The following is a 19,297-nucleotide window of genomic DNA, read 5'->3' as shown; positions in this document are numbered from 1 at the left end:
GAGCTGAAGGGGATGGGGCGGAAGCTACATCATGTAGCGCATGCGGATCTGCATCGCCTTATCGGTGCGGTCGAGATCGAACGCCGCGTCGCCGAATTTCGGCGGTCCCATCCGCACCGGTGCGTCGCGGGAAAAGCCGAAACCTTCCTTCGGCATCATGCCCAACGCGCGATCGGCTTTGCCATTGCCGTTCTCGTCATGAAGCAGCGCGATCGCATAACGCCCGGGTGCCACGTCATCGAAGGTGACGACGACTTGGTTCGTTCGCGGCCGGATTACAGCGGAATAGGCCGTTGCCACGCCGCGGCATTTCGGAAACTTATCCTCGCGGCTGGTCATGCAAGCGCGCACGACGCCGTCCGAATTACGAAGATCGGTAATCGTTACCGAAACGGTATGACCGGAGAAGCCCGGACTTTGCGGCGCGGCGCCGCCTGCGCTCGCCGCGATTACCGGAAGCAGGACCAGTCCCAATCGTCCAATCGTCATATCGCTTCGCTCAGCCCCTCGTCGGTTCCGCACAGCCTGTCCCAATGGCGGAAATACAGACCGTAATTGCAGCGATACTTTTCATGGTGCCGCTGGTGATGGCTTGCCGTTATCACCCATCCTCCTAACGCGGAGTGAACCAGCCGGCGCGGAAACATCTCCCAGCCCATGTGATTGGTGACCCCCATGATCGTCATAAGCAGGAGAACGAGGCCGAGTATTGCGACATGAATCGGAACGACGAACACCAGCAGGGGAATGACGATCGCGCCGGTAATCGCTTCCCACGGATGAAAACTCATCGCCGCCCATGCCGTCGGCGGTCGGCTCGCATGGTGGACCGCATGCATTCTTCGGAACCAGCTCGGCCGATGCATCAGGCGATGGGTCCAGTAGAACCACGTATCGTGAATCAGCAAGTACAGGATGGGCGCCAGCGGCAGATACCAAAGAGGATAGGCGCGCCAATTCGTATAGAGCAGGGTCGCGCCCCTCTCCTGCCACGCCCAGTAGACCAGCCCCGCCGGGATGCCGTAAATCGCGGCAGACAGCAGCGACCACCCGATCTCGCGCCGGATCTGCGGGCCGAGCGCACCATGATAGCCCGGTTTGCGCCGTCCAGTCAGCCAGGCGAACGCCCCGCTGGCAGCGAGATAGCGCAGGGCGACGACGAGAGTCATGCTTGCAGCCGAAAGGATGATGGCAAGGTCCATTGCAGACCGCCTCTTGCCCGATTTCGGAAGGAGTCGATAGGGTCAGCGCATGGGGTGGCGGTACAAAATCATTCCGCCGTGCCCCACGGCGCGCAATGCGCGTCGGCGGCGACCGTCAATCGGCGCAGTGCTGCGCGCGACAGCCGCTCGACCTCGGTCTTGCGCCGGGCCGCAGCAAGCGGATGGAGCGGGGCAGGACGCACGATTTCCCCATCGTAACCATCAGCGACGATGATCCCGCAACAATCGGGGCGATAGCCGTCCCCCTCCAGTGGCGAGCGATCGAGCCCGGGGGGAACGCCCCAATAGAACCGGTCGCAGAAATCGAGATAGTCGGGCCACTTCCCGTCGCCGAGCAGATCGCCCCGCTGCACCTTGATCTCGACGATGATGATCCGACCCTTGCTATCGACCCCCATGAGATCGGCCCGCCGCCCGTTGCGCAGCGGCATTTCGGCGAGGCACCACACGTCGTTTCGAGCGAACAGGCGGCGAATACCCCGGGCCACTTCAGTAGCACCGAGTGCCATGTCTTCGATGGGCTGCGATTCGATCCGGGCTGCGTCTGTCATGTCCGAACGTTGGAACATGACGAGAACACGGTCAAGCCTGCTAGAGGCGAAAATCGGCGGTCATTCGTCGTCGACGTCGACCAGCGAAAGGATCGCATCACGCGCCGCGTGAAATTCCTCGATTAAGACGACCGCAGGCGCTCTCGTCTCTTTATCCTCAGCAGAAACGGCAAGAAGCGCGCGCATGCCCGGCTGCATGATGGCGACGAGATCGCCCACACCTTCCCGCACCATCCGGTAGCGTTCGCCGCCCACGGCCTCCGCTCGTTCCGGCAAGCTCAGTACGGATTCGACTGGTTCAAACCGCGCGATCCTGGCGATGTCGCACACCGCAGCCGCCGCCTCGTGCAGGGCGGACCATTGCTTGCGCAGGGCATCAAGGTCTTCGATGGCGACGGGACCGTAGCTCGGCAACGTTGCCGCGGTATCCCGGTCGAAAGAATGGCTCAGTGCGTTCATAAGGGACCACGATACCGGACGGCAGGTTGCGAAACCGCTAACGCCCCGCAAACACTTTGCGCTGGCAGAGCCCCGCCGCCCTTGCTAAGCGACCCCGGCAACGCACCCGTAGCTCAGCTGGATAGAGCGCTGCCCTCCGAAGGCAGAGGCCACAGGTTCGAATCCTGTCGGGTGCGCCATATTTTCGAAGACCTGAGCGGTTGGGCGAACGACGGACGTTTGCCGCTATCGGCTTATTTCTGGGTACTGCTTCGATACAATTGATCGGGCTATCGATCCTGCTCGCCGACCCGATAACCGGGCTAGTACCGGCCGATACGCTCTTGCGGGCAGACCGAGATTTGGGCCTGTTATCTCGCGAAAGTGTGATCCTAAGTGGGTACGATTTAGAGCTTTCGACGCGCGCATCGTAATCAGCAGATCGAAGATGCCCTCATGTTCGCACGTAAGCTGGCAGGTATCGCATGCAAAATAGTCTAGCCGCCGCGCACAAGCGGCGGCTACAGACGCGCCGCGATGGCGAGGATACCCGATCCGTGGAATGCAGATAGGCAAGTAAGCTCTGGGGCGATGTCGCCGCAGCCGTCTGTCGGCGTTATCTACAACGCCCGTAGTCACCGCAATAAGGGACGCACACCAGGTAAAACGCCGAGCGCCGCGATCGATTTGGCCGAACCGCGAACCAAGGCCGATATTCCCGAAGCGTTGCGCAGGTTCGCTGCGAACGGCATCGATTGCCTGGTTATCAGCGGCGGTGATGGGACCGTACGCGATGTGCTGTCTCTGGGCAGGGATATCTTTACCGACGGCTGGCCTGCAATCGCGGTTCTGCCGCGTGGAAAGACGAACGCACTCAATGCCGATCTGGGTGCGCCGGCGGACTGGTCTTTGAACGAGGCAGTCGAAGCATTCGTGAACGGTCGGCGGCTCAAGCGCCGTCCGCTGGAAATTCGCTCTCGAATGGAGAGTGAAAGCCGAACGATGTTCGGATTTATCCTCGGCGCAGGCATTTTCACGCTCGGAGTCAATAGCGGTCAGGATGCGCACCGCATGGGCTTTTTCGATTCTCTCGCGGTCGGCCTCACGTCACTCTGGGGCATCGGACAAACCATCTTTGGCTCCAGCAAAAGCAGCTGGCGCCGCGGCACGGTTATGCGTTTGACCGATGCGCAAACCGGTGTGGAACTCCCGCATTCGCGATACGGAGAGCAGGGGCGGCGGAGCATCCTCCTTGCGTCCACGCTAAACCGGATGCCGCTCGGCATAAAGCTGTTCGGAAAAGGGCAAAAGGGTATCAGGCTCGCGGTTCTCGATGCGCCGCGGCGCCGCATCATGGGCTTCGTGCCGGCCATGCTCGCCGGATGGCATCCGCGATGGCTTGACAGAGGGGGGCTGCACCACCTTTCCGTCGAAGGATTTGAGATGGAGATCGGCGACAAGTTCGTTCTCGACGGCGAAACGTTCGAGGCGGGCTCGTATGTGGTCATGCAGGGGCCGCATCTAAGTTTCGTAGCCCCGTGACCGACGATCTTGCAGACCGCGTGTGGCAGTCGCTCGATCGCGAGGTGGCACCGGAGGTGGAACAGTTCGCAGAAAAGCTGGGCATCGAACATTCGGCACAAAGCGTTTTGTTCTACGGCTCGAACCTTCGCACCGGATCGCTCGACGGCGTACTGGATTTCTACATTCTCCTGCCGGGCGCGCAGATCGAAAGGATCTGGCCTCGGATCGGCTATCGCGAATACGCGATTGGCGGCGCGGTCTTGCGTGCGAAGATCGCCGTCATGTCACTCGAAAAGTTTCACGCCGCAGCCGCCGGGGAAACGCGCGATACGACGATCTGGACACGGTTCGTGCAGCCGGCGACACTCGTCTATCGGAAGGATATGAAGGCTGAATTGGCGACTGCGCATGCCATTGCGGCAGCGGCGATGACAGCTAGCCGGATGGCGGCAGCGCTGGGGCCACATACGGGCACGGAACAGGCATTCTGGCGGGCGCTGTTTCGCGAAACCTATCGGTCGGAATTTCGCATCGAGAAACCCGGTCGTGAAAATGCAATACTCGAACTGAATGCGGACCACTTTGACGGACTGTTGGCAGCCGCTTGGGACGCGCAATCGCTGCCATTCCGACGTGCGGACCGCCTCATGACGCCGATTCTGACATCGGGCGAGAAAGCTCAAATTGCTTCGTACTGGAGCGCCCGGCGCCGGCTGGGAAAGCCGCTCAACATCATGCGTCTCGCCAAAGCCGCGCTTACCTTCGACGGCGCGGCCGATTATGCGGCGTGGAAGCTCGAGCGCCATACCGGCTTCGCGCTGGAAGTGACGCGTTTCAGGCGCGAGCATCCCTTGCTGGCGATGCCCGGCGCAGGCCTGGAGCTATGGCACCGCAAGCGCCGCAGCAATCAGCGATAACGCATCTGCAGGGTAATGCTTTCCGCACGGTTGCCGACATCGAAGCGCGTCTTCTTGTAGCTCGGCTTGCCGAGATTGAAGATGTTCAGGCTGGGATTGTTCGACATTGCGCCGCCATCGGTGAAGATGTCGGTATCGCCGTTGCCGTTGACGTCGTGGCGTACCGCAATGCCATAGGTTCCGGCGCCCGGTAGCGGCATGCAGAACCGCATCGTCCCCGCCTTTGCCGGCGCTTCCATGCGATAGATCCAGCGCCCGCTTTCAAGCCAGTCTTCCTTGGTGCCGCGATAGGACTGGACGCGAATGGTGCCTTTGCTTTCCTTTATGCCGGTCAGCGTGACCCAGACGGCGGACTTGTCGCCAGCACACTTCGCCGGGTTATTGCGGATCTCTTGGCGGTACTGCGCGTTTGCCGGAGCCGCGAGCCCCGTCAGCGCTAGAGCAGCAGTGGTTGCTGCGAGTGTTACGTAATTCATGAATGGCCCCAAAAGCTTGTCGGCGGACTACGCCGCCCGGTTGCCTAGGGGTTTGGCCTTTTCGCGCTTAATTGGCCCTGAATTACGCGAGGACCCATGAGACTGTATGTAGAACTACTCGAACGGCTGCACAATCGATGCGTCGAGACGTATATGCGAGGAGGCGGTGGAAAAGGCTTCCTTTTGCATTGTTCTCCGCACTGCTGCGCGAGTAGGGCAGGCGGACCTTCCCGTCTCCGGTATTGCCGATGTCCGCACCGCTCATCTCTCCCTCTATCCTTTCGGCCGATTTCGCACGGCTCGGCGAAGAAGTGCGCGCGATCGACGAGGCGGGTGCGGACTGGATTCATATCGACGTGATGGACGGGCATTTCGCGCCCAATATCACCATTGGTCCAGCCGTGATAAAGGCGCTGCGTCCGCATAGCGACAAGCCGTTCGACGTCCACCTGATGATCGCCCCGGTCGATCCGTATCTGGAAGCGTTCGCCGAAGCGGGCGCGGATATCATTACCGTCCATCCCGAAGCCGGGCCACATATCCACCGCACGGTTCAGGCAATCAAGGCGCTCGGTAAGAAGGCGGGCGTCGTGCTCAATCCGGGCACGCCGGCCAAAATGCTCGATTACCTGATCGAAGAGATCGATCTCGTTCTGGTGATGAGCGTCAATCCCGGTTTCGGCGGGCAGAGCTTCATCCATTCGCAGCTCCGTAAGATCGAAGCGATCCGCAAGATGATCGAGAAGGCCGGCAAGGATATCCGGCTCGAGGTCGATGGCGGTGTCGATTCGGCGACGGCGCCCTTGTGTGTCGAGGCGGGTGCGGATGTGCTGGTCGCGGGTTCCGCATCGTTCAAGGGTGGGCCGGATCGCTACGCGGCGAATATCGCCGCGCTGAAGGGTGCGGCATGAACAAGGCGGTGGGCGACCTCCTGTCGCAGCGCGGCTCCGGTAGAGCGGCGGCCGAAAAGCGGGCGCTGCCGCTGGGAGAAAACGCTGAGCCGCTGGTGGTCGAGCGCGCGGCCAAGCCGATCCTCTCCGAAGGCGCGCCGTTGGACCCTTCGCACTCGCTCGTCCTGTCGGACCTCAAGCCGCGCGATACCGGGCCGATCGATGCGGCGATCCGCTGGGCGTACCGGATGGGTGTGCCAGGCGCGGTCCTGTGCGCGCCCCTGCGCAAGCCTGCGAAGCCGAAGCTGCTGGGCACGGTGGACAGTCCACTGGTGGGCGACCGCGCGGCGGGCATGGCTTTGCGCGCAGGACAATTGCTGGTCGCCGGCATGAAGGTGCCGATCAAGAAGCTCGACTATCGGGCGGTCGCGGCGCTGACCCCGCCTTTCCTCCACGCTGTTCATGGCTTTACTTGGATGCGCGATCTCGCCGCTTGTGCCCCGCGCACCCAATGTGCTGCCACGGCGGGCCGGATCTTCGCGGCGTGGAATGCGCAGAACCGTGAAACCGGGAAAGGGCCGGCATGGACTGTCGAGCATGCGGGATTGCGGGTCATGGCATGGCTGGTCCATGCGCCTCTCGTGCTGTCGGGTGAGGGCGGGCGGATCAAACCGACCTATCTCGCGGCGCTGGAAACCAATGCGCGCTGGCTGGATCGCAAGGTTTCAAGCGAGGATGACCGGCTTGCCAAGGTGACCAGCTGGGCCGCGCTGGTCGCCGCCGGCCTCTTGCTGCCGGACGGCAAGCCGCGGCGTCTCTATGCCGAGGCCGGGCTGCTGCGCGCGCTCGGCGAACTGGTGTGCGACGATGGCGGCGTACTGTCGCGCAGTCCTTCGGCGCAGATCGCCGCGATCGAGGTGCTGATCGACCTGCGCGCGTGTTACGAGGCGGTCGGGCGCGAGCCGCTTTCCGCGATCGAGACCTTGCTCGGCCTGATGATCCCGGCATTGCTGGCCCTCAGGATGGGCGATCGGGGCCTGGGGTGCTGGCAAGGTTCCGGTGCCATTTCCGCCGAGCGGATGGACGATCTGGTCGCCGCGACCGGCGTGCGCGCGCGCGCGCTCAACGCCGGCGAGCAATGGGGCTATCAGAGGGCGCGGGCGCAGAAAGGCATCGTCGTGCTGGATGCCGCACCTCCGCCGCGCAACAAACACGCGCGCCATGGTTGCGCTTCCACTCTCGCGTTCGAATTCAGCCATGAGGGCCAGCGCATTATCGTCAATTGCGGGGGCGCGGAATATGCAGGAGCGCTCGTTCCCGCGCGAATCGAACAGGGCCTGCGCGGAACGGCAGCGCATTCGACGCTGGTTCTGGACGACACGAACTCTACCGCCGTCCTGATCAAGGGCCAGATCGGCAAGGGTGTGGAAGAGGTCGATATCGCACGCAGCCGGATCGAGGGCCGGGGGCGCAAGGCGATCCGGTTGGACGCGGCGCATAATGGCTATGTCTCGCGCTTCGGTCTGTCGCATCGGCGGCGGCTAGTACTGGCAGAAGACGGCCTCGAACTGCTGGGCGAAGATGTGCTCGAGCCCACGGGGCGCAGCGGCAAAAGGGGCAAGATCGGCTTTGCGATGCGCTTCCATCTGGGCCGCGGCGTGGAGGCTGTTCTGTCGGACGACAGGCGCGGTGCAGCGCTGACTTTGCCGGACGGCACGCGCTGGCAATTCCGGCTCGGCGGCGAAGAAGATGCCGCCACGCTGTCGGTGGAAGACAGCCTGTGGGTCGATGGCAGCGGCAGGCCACATGGCACCAAGCAACTCGTCGCCGAAGGACTGGCGGCGCGCGGCGGGGGAAGCTTCCCATGGCTGCTCAAACGAATGGGATGATTTTCACGTGACCGACACTGCAATCCGGCGGGCGCTGCTGTCCGTCTCCGACAAGAGCGGGCTGGCCGAATTGGGCAAGGCACTGGCGGCGCGCGGGGTGGAACTGGTATCGACCGGCGGCACGGCGAAGGCTTTGCGCGAAGCGGGCCTCGACGTGCGCGACGTGTCGGACCTCACCGGCTTTCCCGAAATGATGGACGGCCGGGTAAAGACGCTGCATCCGATGGTACATGGCGGACTTCTCGCAGTGCGCGACGATGCGGACCATGCCGCAGCGATGGAAGAGCACGGGATCGGCGCGATCGATTTGGTCGTCGTCAATCTGTACCCGTTCGAGCAGACGGTGGCCCAGGGTGCCGAACGCGACGAGGTGATCGAGAATATCGACATCGGCGGGCCCAGCATGGTCCGCAGCGCGGCGAAGAACCACCGCTACGTCACCATCCTCACCGATCCGGCGGATTACGATACGCTGCTGGCCGAACTCGACGCCGGAGACGGGGCAACGAGTGAAGATTTTCGGAAGCGGATGGCTGCGAAAGCCTTTGCTGCGACGGCTGCCTACGACGCGGCGATCAGCCAGTGGTTCGCCTATGCCGACCAAGGGGAGACCTTTCCTGAACGCCGCGCGGTGGCCTCGCGCCTGCATTCGACCCTGCGTTATGGCGAGAACCCGCACCAGCAGGCGGCGCTGTACGTACCGCAGCGAGTCATGGCCCCTGGCCTGCCGCAAGCCGAGCAGGTGCAAGGCAAAGAGCTGAGCTACAACAATTACAACGATGCCAATGCAGCGCTCGAACTGGCGGGTGAATTCGCGGGAGGCGCGCCGGCGGTGGTGATCGTCAAGCACGCCAATCCGTGCGGCGTGGCGCAGCGCGGCACTTTGCTGGAGGCATGGAATGCGGCGCTCGAATGCGATAGCGTCTCCGCGTTCGGCGGCATCGTCGCCACCAACGTCCCGCTCGACGGCCCGACGGCGGACGCGATCTGCGAGATCTTCACCGAAGTCGTCGTCGCGCCGGGTGCGGACGATGCGGCCCGCGCTTCCTTCGCCAAAAAGAAAAACCTGCGCCTGCTGATTACCGACGGCTTGCCCGATCCGCGCCGGCCGGGCGTGACGCAGGTCGTCATCGCGGGCGGTCTCCTGGTGCAGACGCGCGACAATGGCGCGATCTTGGCGGACGACTTGAAGATCGTGACCGAGCGCCAGCCGAGCGAGCAGGAACTGAAGGACTGCCTGTTCGCATGGACGATCGCCCGCCACGTAAAGTCCAACGCTATCGTCTACGCCAAGGACGGGGCGACCGCGGGGATCGGTGCGGGCCAGATGAATCGCCGCGACAGTTCGCGCATCGCCGCGATGAAGGCGGCCGAAGCCGCCGAGAAGTACGGCTGGAGCGCGCCCCATACGGTCGGCAGCGCCGTCGCCTCCGATGCCTTCTTCCCCTTCGCCGATGGATTGCTGGCAGCGGCGGAAGCCGGCGCGACGGCGATCATCCAGCCGGGCGGCTCGATCCGCGACGAAGAAGTGATCGCAGCAGCGAACGAGCACAATCTGGCAATGGTCTTCACCGGGATGCGCCACTTCCGGCACTGATCCGAACTATCGGGCTGAACGCAAGGCAACCGCGCTATTCAGCCCGTTGCAATTCCGAATCGGCTACCCATCTGGTCAATCGAAAGAAAGACCGCACGATGACGCTATTCACTTCCGACCTCGCCCGCAATTTTGGCGTCGGCTTCGCTGCCGGCACTCTCCTTGTCGCCTTCACCAGCGGCAAGGTTGTCTTCGACGCCGTTCCGCAATTCCTCGCGACGCTGTTTTGATGCGTAAGTCCGCGCTTGTCATGGCAGGATCGCTCGCGCTCGGCGCCGCGGCGTGCATGCAACCGGCGCTGGCTGCGGAAAGCGTGGTCCAGGCGCCGATGGCACAGCGTACGGCAGACGAAGGCAACGGCCTGAAGACCGCGATCTTCGCAGGTGGCTGCTTCTGGGGCGTCGAAGCCGTGTTCAGCCATACCAAGGGCGTCACCAGCGCGGTTTCGGGCTATCATGGCGACACCGAACGGTCCGCGAAGTACGATATCGTCTCGTCTGGTGTGACCGACCATGCCGAAGCGGTGAAGGTTACCTACGATCCGTCGGTGATCCGTTACGACCAGCTCCTGCGCATCTATTTCTCGGTAATCACGGACCCGACGCAGCTCAATCGTCAGGGTCCCGATCGCGGCGCGCACTACCGCTCCGCCCTCGTTCCGATGTCGGCAGAGCAGAACGAGGTTGCAAAAGCCTACATCGCGCAGCTGAAGGCAGCGAAGGTTTGGGACAAGCCGATCGTCACGAGGATCGAACGCGCGCAGGCGTTCTACCCGGCCGAGACCTATCACCAGGACTTTGCGCAGAAGAATCCCAACCATGGCTACATCGTGCGCTGGGACGCCCCGAAGGTCGCGGCCCTGAAGCGGATGTATCCGGGGGTTTACAGCGCCAGTTTCCAGCGCAACTGACATCGGCTTGCGCCGACCCCAGGGGGGGCTTATCTTGGCGCCTATGGCAACACATGCGCATTCCCATTACGAGCATTCCGGCGACGACCTGATCGACGCTGCACGTCACACTTTGACCGATTCCGGCGAGCAGTGGACGAATATGCGCCAATCCGTGTTCGAGGAACTCGCGCGCCACGACAAGCCGGCATCGGCCTACGACATTGCCGATAATCTTTCGCAATCACGCGGCAAGCGTGTCGCGCCGAACAGTGTCTATCGCATTCTCGATCTGTTCGTGCGTACCAACCTTGCCAATCGCATCGAAAGCGCGAACGCCTATCTGGTCAATACCCATCCGGGCTGCCGTCACGACTGCATTTTCCTGATCTGCGACGATTGCGGCAAGGCCACCCATCTCGACGATGAGCGGGTGACCGGCGCCTTGCGCGAGGCAGGCAAGGATGCGGGATTCACCGATGTGCGGCCAGTCGTGGAAATGCGCGGGCTGTGTGACGATTGTGCGGCCTGAGGTCGGCACGGGATAATGACAGCGCGGCCTGATCTCGCCGCTCAACTGCCCACCAGCATAGACAAACCGTTAATCGACAGTTGCCACCAAGGGGTGTAGGGATGACCGCTATGACTTCGCGACCCGACACACCGCTTCTCGATACCGTGGAATATCCCGCCGACCTTCGTAAGCTCGACAAGAGCCAGCTGCGCCAGTTTTCCGACGAGCTCCGCGCCGAAGTGATCGATGCCGTTGGTACCACCGGCGGGCATCTCGGATCCGGGCTCGGCGTGGTCGAACTGACCACCGCCATCCACTACGTCTTCGATACGCCGAACGACAAGCTGGTGTGGGATGTCGGCCACCAATGCTATCCGCACAAGATCGTGACCGGCCGTCGCGATCGCATCCGTACCCTGCGTCAGGGCGGTGGTCTCAGCGGCTTCACCAAGCGCAGCGAAAGCGAATACGATCCGTTCGGCGCGGCGCACAGTTCCACCTCGATCAGTGCGGCACTGGGCTTCGCAATGGCGAACAAGCTGCAGAAGAAGCCCGGCCGCGGTATCGCCGTAATCGGCGATGGCGCGATGAGCGCCGGCATGGCCTATGAGGCGATGAATAATGCCGAGCAGGCGGGCAACCGCCTCGTCGTCATCCTCAACGACAACGACATGTCGATTGCTCCGCCTGTGGGTGGCCTTTCGGCCTATCTCGCCCGCATGGTTTCGAGCAGCGAATATCTCGGCCTGCGCTCCATGGCTTCGAAACTTGCCCGCAAGATGGGTCGCCGTGTCTGGGGCGGGCTCGAAAAGGCGGAAGAATACGCCCGCGGCATGGTCACCGGCGGGACCATGTTCGAGGAACTCGGCTTTTACTATGTCGGCCCGATCGACGGCCACAATCTCGATCACCTCGTTCCGGTGCTGGAGAACGTGCGCGATAGCGGTCAGGGGCCGGTGCTGGTCCATGTCGTGACCAAGAAGGGCAAGGGCTATGCCCCCGCCGAAGCGAGCGCCGACAAGTATCACGGCGTCGCCAAGTTCGATGTCGTCACCGGCGAGCAGAAGAAATCGAAGGGCGGACCGCCCGCTTACCAGAACGTGTTCGGTGATACCTTGGCCAAGCTTGCCGAAACCGACAATCGCATTTGTGCCATCACCGCCGCCATGCCGAGCGGAACGGGCGTCGACCGGTTTGCCAAGGCGCATCCCAAGCGCGCTTTCGATGTCGGCATTGCCGAGCAGCACGGTGTTACTTTTGCCGCCGGCCTCGCCGCGCAGGGCATGCGACCGTTTGCGGCGATCTATTCCACCTTCCTTCAGCGCGCCTACGACCAAGTGGTGCACGACGTCGCGATCCAGAACCTGCCGGTTCGCTTCGCGATCGACCGGGCCGGGCTGGTCGGTGCAGACGGGGCGACCCATGCGGGCAGCTTCGACATCACCTATCTCGCGACGCTGCCGAATATGGTGGTGATGGCCGCGGCGGACGAGGCCGAACTGGTCCACATGACTTATACCGCCGCCGAGCACGACAGCGGCCCGATCGCCTTCCGCTATCCGCGCGGCAACGGCACCGGAGTCGCCCTACCCGACACGCCCGAGAAGCTGGAGATCGGAAAGGGCCGTATCGTACGCGAAGGCAGCAAGGTCGCAATCCTGTCACTCGGCGCGCGGCTCGAGGAAGCGAAGAAGGCGGCGGACCAGCTGGAGGCAAAGGGTCTATCGACCACGGTGGCCGACATGCGCTTCGCCAAGCCACTCGACACCGCGCTGATCGAACGGCTGATGCGCACGCACGAAGTGGTAGTCACGTTAGAAGAAGGCGCGGTCGGCGGGCTCGGCGCTCACGTCCTCACCTTCGCCAGCGATGAAGGCCTAACCGACAACGGATTGAAGGTGCGCACCATGCGCCTGCCCGACGTGTTCCAAGATCAGGACGATCCCGCGAAGCAGTACGACGAAGCCGGCCTCAATGCGCCGCAGATCGTAGACGCGGTGCTGAATGCGCTGCGCCATAATAGCGCAGGCGTGGAGGAAGCACGGGCCTGATCCAGTCCCAAAGATCGGAAAATCTTCCCGGAACTGCATCTGCTAGGCGAAATACGGGGTAGTTAAGTTGCGGGTAACTATACGGGTGCCCGGTTGTTCACTGCGGGAACGGCAGCGTCGTCTGACTAACACGACAAGAGATCCATTCGACGCTTCGAGGGTCCCGCCGAAAGGACCTTATAATGAAGATACGTCATATTACCGTCGGTCTCGCCGCTCTTGCCGCGGCAAGCCTTCCCGGCGCAGCAAGCGCCGCTACCCTGCTGTTCGACTTCGAAGGGGGCGATCGCAGCTTCAGCTTCACGCTCGACGATACCCAGGCACCTGACCGCACGGATACATTCCTTGGAACGCGGATTTTCTATAACAACGTTTCCGGCAGTTTTGTCGGCGTGAACGGATCGTCGGACTTGGCATCGACGATCAGTTTCGGGACGGGTCCTTTCGCGCCGATCAGTTTTACTGCGCAAGGCTTCGGTTTTAGCAACTTCGGCGGACCTGACTTGTTCAACGGTTCGGCCACCAATCCCATGTTCAATCTTGGAACGTTCAATCTGAGCCAGGTCAATACCGGCCCCGGTACGGGCGGCGGCGTGCTCACGATTTCGCAAGCACCGATGGGCGGTGCCGTGCCCGAACCTGCTGCATGGGCGCTCATGATCCTTGGCTTCGGTCTGACCGGGTTGGCAATGCGTAACCGCAACCGCGAAGTCTCGGTTCGTTTCGCGGCATAAGGCGAAGCTTGACAGGGCATCCCGACCGAACCCGGGGTGCCCTTTTATCTAATCCAACGCCAGATCCCGGCGGGGATGCCATCGGCTTGAATGTGCCACCAGGTAATCGCCAGCCATCCCACAAGGCCGATAGACCACAGCAGCCACCCTGCCGACAGCATCCTGCCCCAGCGCGGCCAGTAGCATGTCTTCGCTTCCCAAGCTGCCCAGTCCGCACCCCTATGCAATTCCTTCTTGCGGTCCTGCAAGCGCGCGCCGACCAGCGCGAGAATAAGGACCGCTGACGCGACGATTGTGGTTCGCCAGCTCCACAGCAGTATCAGATGCGACAGTGCCCATAGGGCGAAGCCCCACATCATGGGGTGGCGAGTTACGCGGAAGACTCCTTCCGGCTCGCGTCGTGCCAGTTTGCCGACGCCGGGTGCAGGGAGAGCAGGGTTTCCGCGCAACGAGCCAAAGAAGAGAACCAAGGCCGGCAATGTGATTAAGGTCGCGGCAATCCAACCGATCTCACCGGAACCAGGTAGATCGAAAGCGGGCGATGACATGAAAGCGAAATACATCCACACCATGCAGGCAACGGCCACGAGGCTGTAGAAGCCCATAAAGCCGCCCTCGCCGAACATGCGCACGAGCGGTTGCCGAAGTGGATGGGACATCGCGAAATGCGTGCCGACGAAAGCGATCGAACCAGCAGTAAGCGATATTAGCGCTAAACTCATGAACCGTACCTTTCAGCATCGATCGGTGAGTTGAACGCGTGTTATATGCGAAAACCCTTTTCTAAAAAAGGAGCTAGCTTTCCGAAGATTGCATCTGTCGTGTCTTTGGAAGGTGACTTACAAAAAACGGCCCGCACATGGCGGGCCGTTCTTACTACAATATTCGCTAGGCAAGGTAGCCGGAATTACATTCCGGATCCCGGACCATAGGTGACTTCGACACGACGGTTTTGGAGTTCGCGAACGCCATCTGCCGTCGGGACGCGAAGCCGCGTTTCGCCGAAACTTTCAGCGGCGATCTGGCCACTCGGAACACCCCGGGCGGTCAAGTAATCCCGCACCGATGCGTTACGCCGACTTGCAAGGCCGAGATTGTACTGCGCGGAACCCGCAGTGTCGGTGTGCCCTGCGAGCATAACCGAAGCGCTACCACAGTTGCTATACGCGCTCACTGCATTGTCGAGGATCGACGATGCTTCTGGCGTAATGTCCGAACGGTCGAATTCGAAGAAGACGATGTACGGCCCGGTGTTGCAGCTTTGCGCCGGAGGAGGCGGCGGCGGCGGTGGGGGCGGCGGCGGAGGGGGCGGCGGCGGCGGCGGCGGCGGCGGCGGCGGCGCAGCAGCACGACCACCGAAATTGTAGCTCAACGTCGCCAGCACCGAATGCGATTCATAGTCATCGTCGTACTGCAAGCCCTGCGTGCTGGTCAGTTCCAGGTTCGGGATCGACATGTACTTGTACTTCAGACCCGCATCCAGCGAGGATGTAAGCGGATAACGCAACTGCGCGATACCCTGATAGGCAAATGCCCCATCCTTATCGACAACTACGCCGGGGCCGCTCGTATCGGCGGAAATATCGGCATCGAAAATGGCATAACCCGCACCGCCACCGGCGCTGAAGCTCAAACCGTCATCTGAACCGAGATCGATGAGCGCATTCAGCATGAACGTCGCCACGTCGATGCCGCCGCTGATATCGCCATAAGTGCCGGTGTTGCCGAGGGCGGTTCCCAAAGGTATTGGGGTCGTATTCGATACGACGGTGTCGACATCGAATTCGGTGTAGGAGCCTTCACCTTCCAAGCGGAACGCGCCGAAATCGTAACCGATTACCGCGCCGACTTCCCAGCTGTCTTCGTTGTTGACCAGCGTTTCGCCGCCGTCGCCATCGTTTACATCGAACTGAATGTCGTTCGGATGCACATAGCCACCCTGGATACCGACATACGGTTGCCCGTCTCGAGCATTGACAGGGCTTGCTGCAAGGGCGGCGAGTGCCGACACCCCAACAAGCAGTTTCGCATTTTTCATATAATACCCTCGTATTTTAAAACCCGGATCGGTTTGCCGGTGCCTCGCAGCGCGTGCCGAGACCTAAATCTTGGCTCCGATGCATCCGTCAAAAACCCGACAGGACCTTTCGTTCCCCTGCGAACTGTCTGGATTGTGACCGAAAATCCACAACTACCACTTCGGGGCGACCGCCAACTTTCCCTTCCGCCATTTTGAAGCGCGCAATTACCTGTCCTTTTGCGACGAGTTTTTCATAAGCGCGGTTTTGTCGAGGAAAGGTCTCTTTCTCGGCGCGATATCTGCCATGCTCGGTTAGAATGGCGAAATCAGCCGCGCACGTCTTTCGTGCCGAGGGCGGTATGGCGCCATAATCGAGGTTGGAATTCCCCCCGCGAACGGCATCGATCTGTCCGTAATCGAAACCGTTCTGGAGGGTGGCACGGGCATTCAGACAACCAGCCGTACCGACAGGAAAAATCGAATCGAGAGAACTGTTCAACAGGTCGAATGCGAAATGTTCAACCATAATACGAGAACCTGCGGGGAGATTGGCGCTAGCCCAGTTGGTTGCGATCCGGCGATTATCGTGAAGCCGTTCCTGCGCATTTGCATGAATTTGCATTAGCAAAGGCAGGGCAATCCCGAACGCCGACAAGAAAATGGCGGCCAATCGTGCGGTTCGTGGGATGCCAAAGCCGGTTCGAGCGAGTGCAGCGACAGCAATACCGATGAGCAGGGCGCATAAAGGCAGAGCCGCAATAATCCACCGCTCCCACACAAGGTTCTGACTCGCAAGGATGGCGACCATTAATATCGTTGGGGCAGCGATGATCAGTAGAAAGGGCCTGTTTTTTCTGACCGTGACCAAGCCGGTTACGGCAAGCACGCTGCCCAGCAATCCGATGCCTGATGCTGAGAGAGTACGTGCATAGAAAACGAGGTTTTCCGGTGGCAAGCCACCGGTGCTCCCAACATGTCGGGTTTGCGCTTCACCCTGAAGGTTTGAAAGGACCGTACCGTAATCGAGAATCAGAAACGGAGACAAGACCAGCGTAAAGAGGACACAAAGCGCCAACGCCAGAACCATCGCGCTAACAGTCCTGAGCCGAGATTCGGTTCGTCGGTCTGCGAGTAGGATTGCGCTTAAAATGCTGAAGATTGCGACGGCAAAAGGCCATTTGGATGTTATGGCCAATGCGATACAGAGGCAGGCCCAAACAAAATCGCTACGACGGTTGTTCTCATAGTAGCGCCAAGAGAAAAGCATCGTCGCGACGAGAAAGGTTGTCGCCAAGATATCAGATCTCACCACTTGAGACCAAACGACATGAAGCGGACTTATCGCAAGCACCGCTGCTGCGACGAGCCCGCAAACTTTGCCCGATATCCTCAATCCGAGGCGATAGAGTAACCAGACACCGAGGACTGCAAAGCAGACCATTGCAATACGGCCCGGAAGCATGACGATCGCCGGATCCAAGAACACCGATTGCGCGAACCCATCGGGTGATTGGTAAGTCCCCCTGAGATAACCCGATACGAATGCGCCAACGTTAATGAGTGCCAGGACATACATCGTGATGGTTGCCGGGTGGCCGAACCAGCCGGGGTTGCCGTTGCCACTTTCCAGCATTCGGATAGCGCCCAATTCGAATATGAGCTCATCCGGATCGAGCATGGCGGGAAGGCCGAAGCGAATGCCGTACAAGCGCAAAGCGAACGCCGTCAGCAGCACACAAATCAAGGCCAAGCGAGGCAGTAGGCGCCGAAACGATTCGGGCGTTCGGATTTGCATAGCCTAAGCGCTTTTTGGCGGCTCGGGCCGGCGGATCCAGGGCAATAGCGCCGCATCATTGCGAAACCGCCAGCGCTCAGACCAACCTTGTTGTCGGATATCCAGCCAAACTGCGCGAATAGTGGTTAGGGCCAACGCAAAGGGGATCGATAGGATCAGTGCCGGTCGGATGAACGGGCCGATCGTGACGTAAAATGTAACTATGACAGTCGAATTTCGGATCGCTGTGTCGCGCACGACGGGCTGTGCCTGATCGATAGGAATGTCGAAGGACACAGCAAGGAGGTAGCACATCACGATACAATAAATTCGACCGAACCCTTTCCATTTTTCGAGCATTATGAGCAGCGTGAAAAAGGCAGGTGTGTAGCCACCGGCTTCCGACGTAATCAAGGCAAGCATCGTTCCAAGATTGACCAGCCGATAATGCGATATGACTTCGGGTCGATACCAAGCGAATGCAAAAGCGATGAGAATGGTTGCCTGAACGCTGTAAAGAAGGGTTGGCAATATCCATTGCAGCCGATCGACAGTTTGGGACCCCAGTATGAGGGTCGCCGGGAACACCTCACCGTCCAACAACGCCAGGAACGCCTTGTAGGTGGTAGAGAACCACATATCGAGCGGAGAGGCCGTCCCCAATTGCGACCAGGACGTAAGATTGGTGACGATTTCTATCGGCGTGCCTCGGCCCAATATGGCGAAGCTCACGAGATAGACGAGAATTGTCGCTATTAACGCACCCTCGACCCACAACCATTTCCGCTTGAATAGCAATGGCATGATTGAAGCGATGAGGTAGACTTTGAAATTGACCGCAAGGCCGGCGAAAAGCCAACGGAGCCTCGCGGACTTCAGAATAGGTCCGAAGGCCAATGCAAAGCACACGAAAGCAACGAGCATCAGATTGCCGCGCTCTAGCGCGTCGAGCATCGGCCACCCTATCGCCACGCAGATAGTTCGTGGAATGGCGCGATAGATATTGGTATTCAGTTTGCGGATGATACGCCACGCGACGTATCCGCTCAGGAAAAACGAGCCGAATAGGGTCACCGTTCCAAGCCAGTCGCATCCCCTGGCTGCTAAACCTGCGCTTGGATCGTAGGCTCTTACGCGAGGATAACAGGCATCGATGCCGAAAATATCGAGAAAAACAAATGAAAGGGGCGGGTAGAGCGTCGCCCAGACATCGTATGATCCTTCGTCCCGTGCCCAGTATGAGGTGTTGAACCAATCAGCGAATAGGTCACTCGGCTCATAGAAGAACGGCTGAGGTAGGTAGCTATAGTACCAAAGATGCCATAGCGAGTATAAGGCCGAGACAGTTATCAGGGATGCAAGAGCCCATTCGATGAGAAGCCCATTGCGCAGGTTGCGAATGAGAAAGCCAGTCATCAACCGGCTTCCTTCTCATTGAATACGAAACGTTTTAGCACCAAAAAGTTTAGGGCGGATACTACTAACACCGCGCCAAGCCCGGAAAGATAGGGTGACCGGAACACCTGTTCGAAACCGAAAAGGAAAACGACGCTCAAAAGATAGTTCAACGCATAGCTGACAACAAACCGACCTACTGGCGTATTGCGGCTGCGAAAAGTATAGCGACTATAGGTGACATAATTGAAGACCGTCCCGCCCACGTGGGCAATGACTTGAGCGACATATATATTGAGTCCTGTCCAGACGAGAACGGCAAAAAATCCGTAGCCGAAAAGGGTGTTGACTATACCCGCTTGGTAATACCGCCATAGCAGAAGCCATTCGTGGCGGTCGCGCCAATCAAACATTA

General features: G+C 60.5%; 20 protein-coding genes and 1 tRNA gene. 11 read left to right on the top strand and 10 right to left on the bottom strand.

Annotated features, from left to right (window positions below; genetic code table 11):
* Positions 1-24 precede the first annotated feature (24 nt).
* The 4 genes from E3U23_RS09405 to E3U23_RS09390 all read right to left on the bottom strand — a co-directional run bounded on the left by E3U23_RS09405 (position 25) and on the right by E3U23_RS09390 (position 2,233).
* Entirely contained in the window at positions 25-489 is a 465-nt protein-coding gene (locus E3U23_RS09405; RefSeq protein ID WP_279350987.1) for a DUF2141 domain-containing protein, read from the bottom strand.
* Positions 486-1,202 (bottom strand): sterol desaturase family protein, encoded by a 717-nt coding sequence (locus tag E3U23_RS09400; protein WP_279350986.1) that lies wholly within the window; start codon positions 1,200-1,202, stop codon positions 486-488. Before E3U23_RS09400 ends, E3U23_RS09405 begins: the two co-directional genes overlap by 4 nt.
* Positions 1,203-1,270: 68 nt before the next feature.
* Positions 1,271-1,774, bottom strand: a complete 504-nt coding sequence (locus E3U23_RS09395; protein ID WP_279350985.1) for an MmcB family DNA repair protein — start codon at positions 1,772-1,774, stop codon at positions 1,271-1,273.
* 60 nt (positions 1,775-1,834) lie between these two features.
* On the bottom strand, positions 1,835-2,233 hold the full coding sequence (locus E3U23_RS09390) for a hypothetical protein (RefSeq protein WP_279350984.1): 399 nt from the start codon (positions 2,231-2,233) through the stop codon (positions 1,835-1,837).
* 102 nt (positions 2,234-2,335) lie between these two features.
* Here E3U23_RS09390 and E3U23_RS09385 point away from each other — a divergent pair.
* The 3 genes from E3U23_RS09385 (at position 2,336) to E3U23_RS09375 (ending at position 4,653) form a co-directional block, all read left to right on the top strand.
* Positions 2,336-2,412: transfer RNA gene (locus tag E3U23_RS09385), tRNA-Arg, on the top strand.
* A gap of 391 nt (positions 2,413-2,803) precedes the next feature.
* A complete protein-coding gene (locus tag E3U23_RS09380; protein WP_279350983.1) occupies positions 2,804-3,754 on the top strand; it encodes a diacylglycerol/lipid kinase family protein in 951 nt (316 codons plus the stop codon).
* The gene (locus E3U23_RS09375; RefSeq protein ID WP_279350982.1) at positions 3,751-4,653 is read left to right on the top strand and encodes a hypothetical protein; all 903 of its coding nucleotides are present in this window, start codon (positions 3,751-3,753) and stop codon (positions 4,651-4,653) included. The genes E3U23_RS09380 and E3U23_RS09375 overlap by 4 nt, the downstream gene beginning before the upstream one ends.
* On the opposite strand, the gene E3U23_RS09370 is transcribed toward E3U23_RS09375, so the two are convergent.
* Positions 4,644-5,129: a DUF2141 domain-containing protein gene (locus E3U23_RS09370; RefSeq protein ID WP_279350981.1), complete on the bottom strand. Its 486-nt coding sequence runs from the start codon at positions 5,127-5,129 to the stop codon at positions 4,644-4,646. The two genes, E3U23_RS09375 and E3U23_RS09370, sit on opposite strands and share 10 nt — an antisense overlap.
* Before the next feature lie 248 nt (positions 5,130-5,377).
* Between E3U23_RS09370 and rpe the strand changes: the two genes are divergently transcribed.
* From rpe to E3U23_RS09330, 8 genes are all read left to right on the top strand, one after another.
* The gene (rpe, locus tag E3U23_RS09365; RefSeq protein WP_279350980.1) at positions 5,378-6,040 is read left to right on the top strand and encodes a ribulose-phosphate 3-epimerase; all 663 of its coding nucleotides are present in this window, start codon (positions 5,378-5,380) and stop codon (positions 6,038-6,040) included.
* On the top strand, positions 6,037-7,908 hold the full coding sequence (locus E3U23_RS09360; RefSeq protein ID WP_279350979.1) for a heparinase II/III family protein: 1,872 nt from the start codon (positions 6,037-6,039) through the stop codon (positions 7,906-7,908). The genes rpe and E3U23_RS09360 overlap by 4 nt, the downstream gene beginning before the upstream one ends.
* A 7-nt stretch (positions 7,909-7,915) precedes the next feature.
* Positions 7,916-9,505, top strand: coding sequence for a bifunctional phosphoribosylaminoimidazolecarboxamide formyltransferase/IMP cyclohydrolase (gene purH, locus E3U23_RS09355; protein ID WP_279350978.1), 1,590 nt, complete (start codon positions 7,916-7,918; stop codon positions 9,503-9,505).
* A gap of 98 nt (positions 9,506-9,603) precedes the next feature.
* Positions 9,604-9,735, top strand: a complete 132-nt coding sequence (locus tag E3U23_RS09350) for a hypothetical protein (RefSeq protein ID WP_279350976.1) — start codon at positions 9,604-9,606, stop codon at positions 9,733-9,735.
* Positions 9,736-9,755: 20 nt separating this feature from the next.
* On the top strand, positions 9,756-10,415 hold the full coding sequence (gene msrA / locus E3U23_RS09345) for a peptide-methionine (S)-S-oxide reductase MsrA (RefSeq protein ID WP_279350975.1): 660 nt from the start codon (positions 9,756-9,758) through the stop codon (positions 10,413-10,415).
* Between the two features lie 43 nt (positions 10,416-10,458).
* Entirely contained in the window at positions 10,459-10,926 is a 468-nt protein-coding gene (locus E3U23_RS09340) for a Fur family transcriptional regulator (RefSeq protein ID WP_279350974.1), read from the top strand.
* A 110-nt stretch (positions 10,927-11,036) separates the two neighbouring features.
* Positions 11,037-12,959: a 1-deoxy-D-xylulose-5-phosphate synthase gene (gene dxs, locus E3U23_RS09335; RefSeq protein ID WP_279351129.1), complete on the top strand. Its 1,923-nt coding sequence runs from the start codon at positions 11,037-11,039 to the stop codon at positions 12,957-12,959.
* Between the two features lie 182 nt (positions 12,960-13,141).
* The gene (locus tag E3U23_RS09330; RefSeq protein ID WP_279350973.1) at positions 13,142-13,693 is read left to right on the top strand and encodes a PEPxxWA-CTERM sorting domain-containing protein; all 552 of its coding nucleotides are present in this window, start codon (positions 13,142-13,144) and stop codon (positions 13,691-13,693) included.
* A 44-nt stretch (positions 13,694-13,737) separates the two neighbouring features.
* On the opposite strand, the gene E3U23_RS09325 is transcribed toward E3U23_RS09330, so the two are convergent.
* From E3U23_RS09325 to E3U23_RS09305, 5 genes are all read right to left on the bottom strand, one after another.
* Positions 13,738-14,415: an NnrU family protein gene (locus tag E3U23_RS09325; protein WP_279350972.1), complete on the bottom strand. Its 678-nt coding sequence runs from the start codon at positions 14,413-14,415 to the stop codon at positions 13,738-13,740.
* Positions 14,416-14,600: 185 nt separating this feature from the next.
* Positions 14,601-15,731 (bottom strand): OmpA family protein, encoded by a 1,131-nt coding sequence (locus E3U23_RS09320; protein ID WP_279350971.1) that lies wholly within the window; start codon positions 15,729-15,731, stop codon positions 14,601-14,603.
* An 88-nt stretch (positions 15,732-15,819) separates the two neighbouring features.
* Positions 15,820-17,448 carry an ArnT family glycosyltransferase gene (locus E3U23_RS09315; RefSeq protein WP_279350970.1) on the bottom strand — a complete coding sequence of 543 codons (1,629 nt, stop codon included), beginning with the start codon at positions 17,446-17,448 and terminating at the stop codon, positions 15,820-15,822.
* Between the two features lie 63 nt (positions 17,449-17,511).
* A complete protein-coding gene (locus E3U23_RS09310) occupies positions 17,512-18,903 on the bottom strand; it encodes a hypothetical protein (protein ID WP_279350969.1) in 1,392 nt (463 codons plus the stop codon).
* On the bottom strand, positions 18,903-19,295 hold the full coding sequence (locus tag E3U23_RS09305) for a GtrA family protein (protein ID WP_279350968.1): 393 nt from the start codon (positions 19,293-19,295) through the stop codon (positions 18,903-18,905). Before E3U23_RS09305 ends, E3U23_RS09310 begins: the two co-directional genes overlap by 1 nt.
* Positions 19,296-19,297: the final 2 nt, after the last annotated feature.

The organism is Erythrobacter litoralis, assembly GCF_029760855.1.
Taxonomy (GTDB): domain Bacteria; phylum Pseudomonadota; class Alphaproteobacteria; order Sphingomonadales; family Sphingomonadaceae; genus Qipengyuania; species Qipengyuania litoralis_A.
This window is presented reverse-complemented; position numbering and strand designations above follow the sequence as displayed.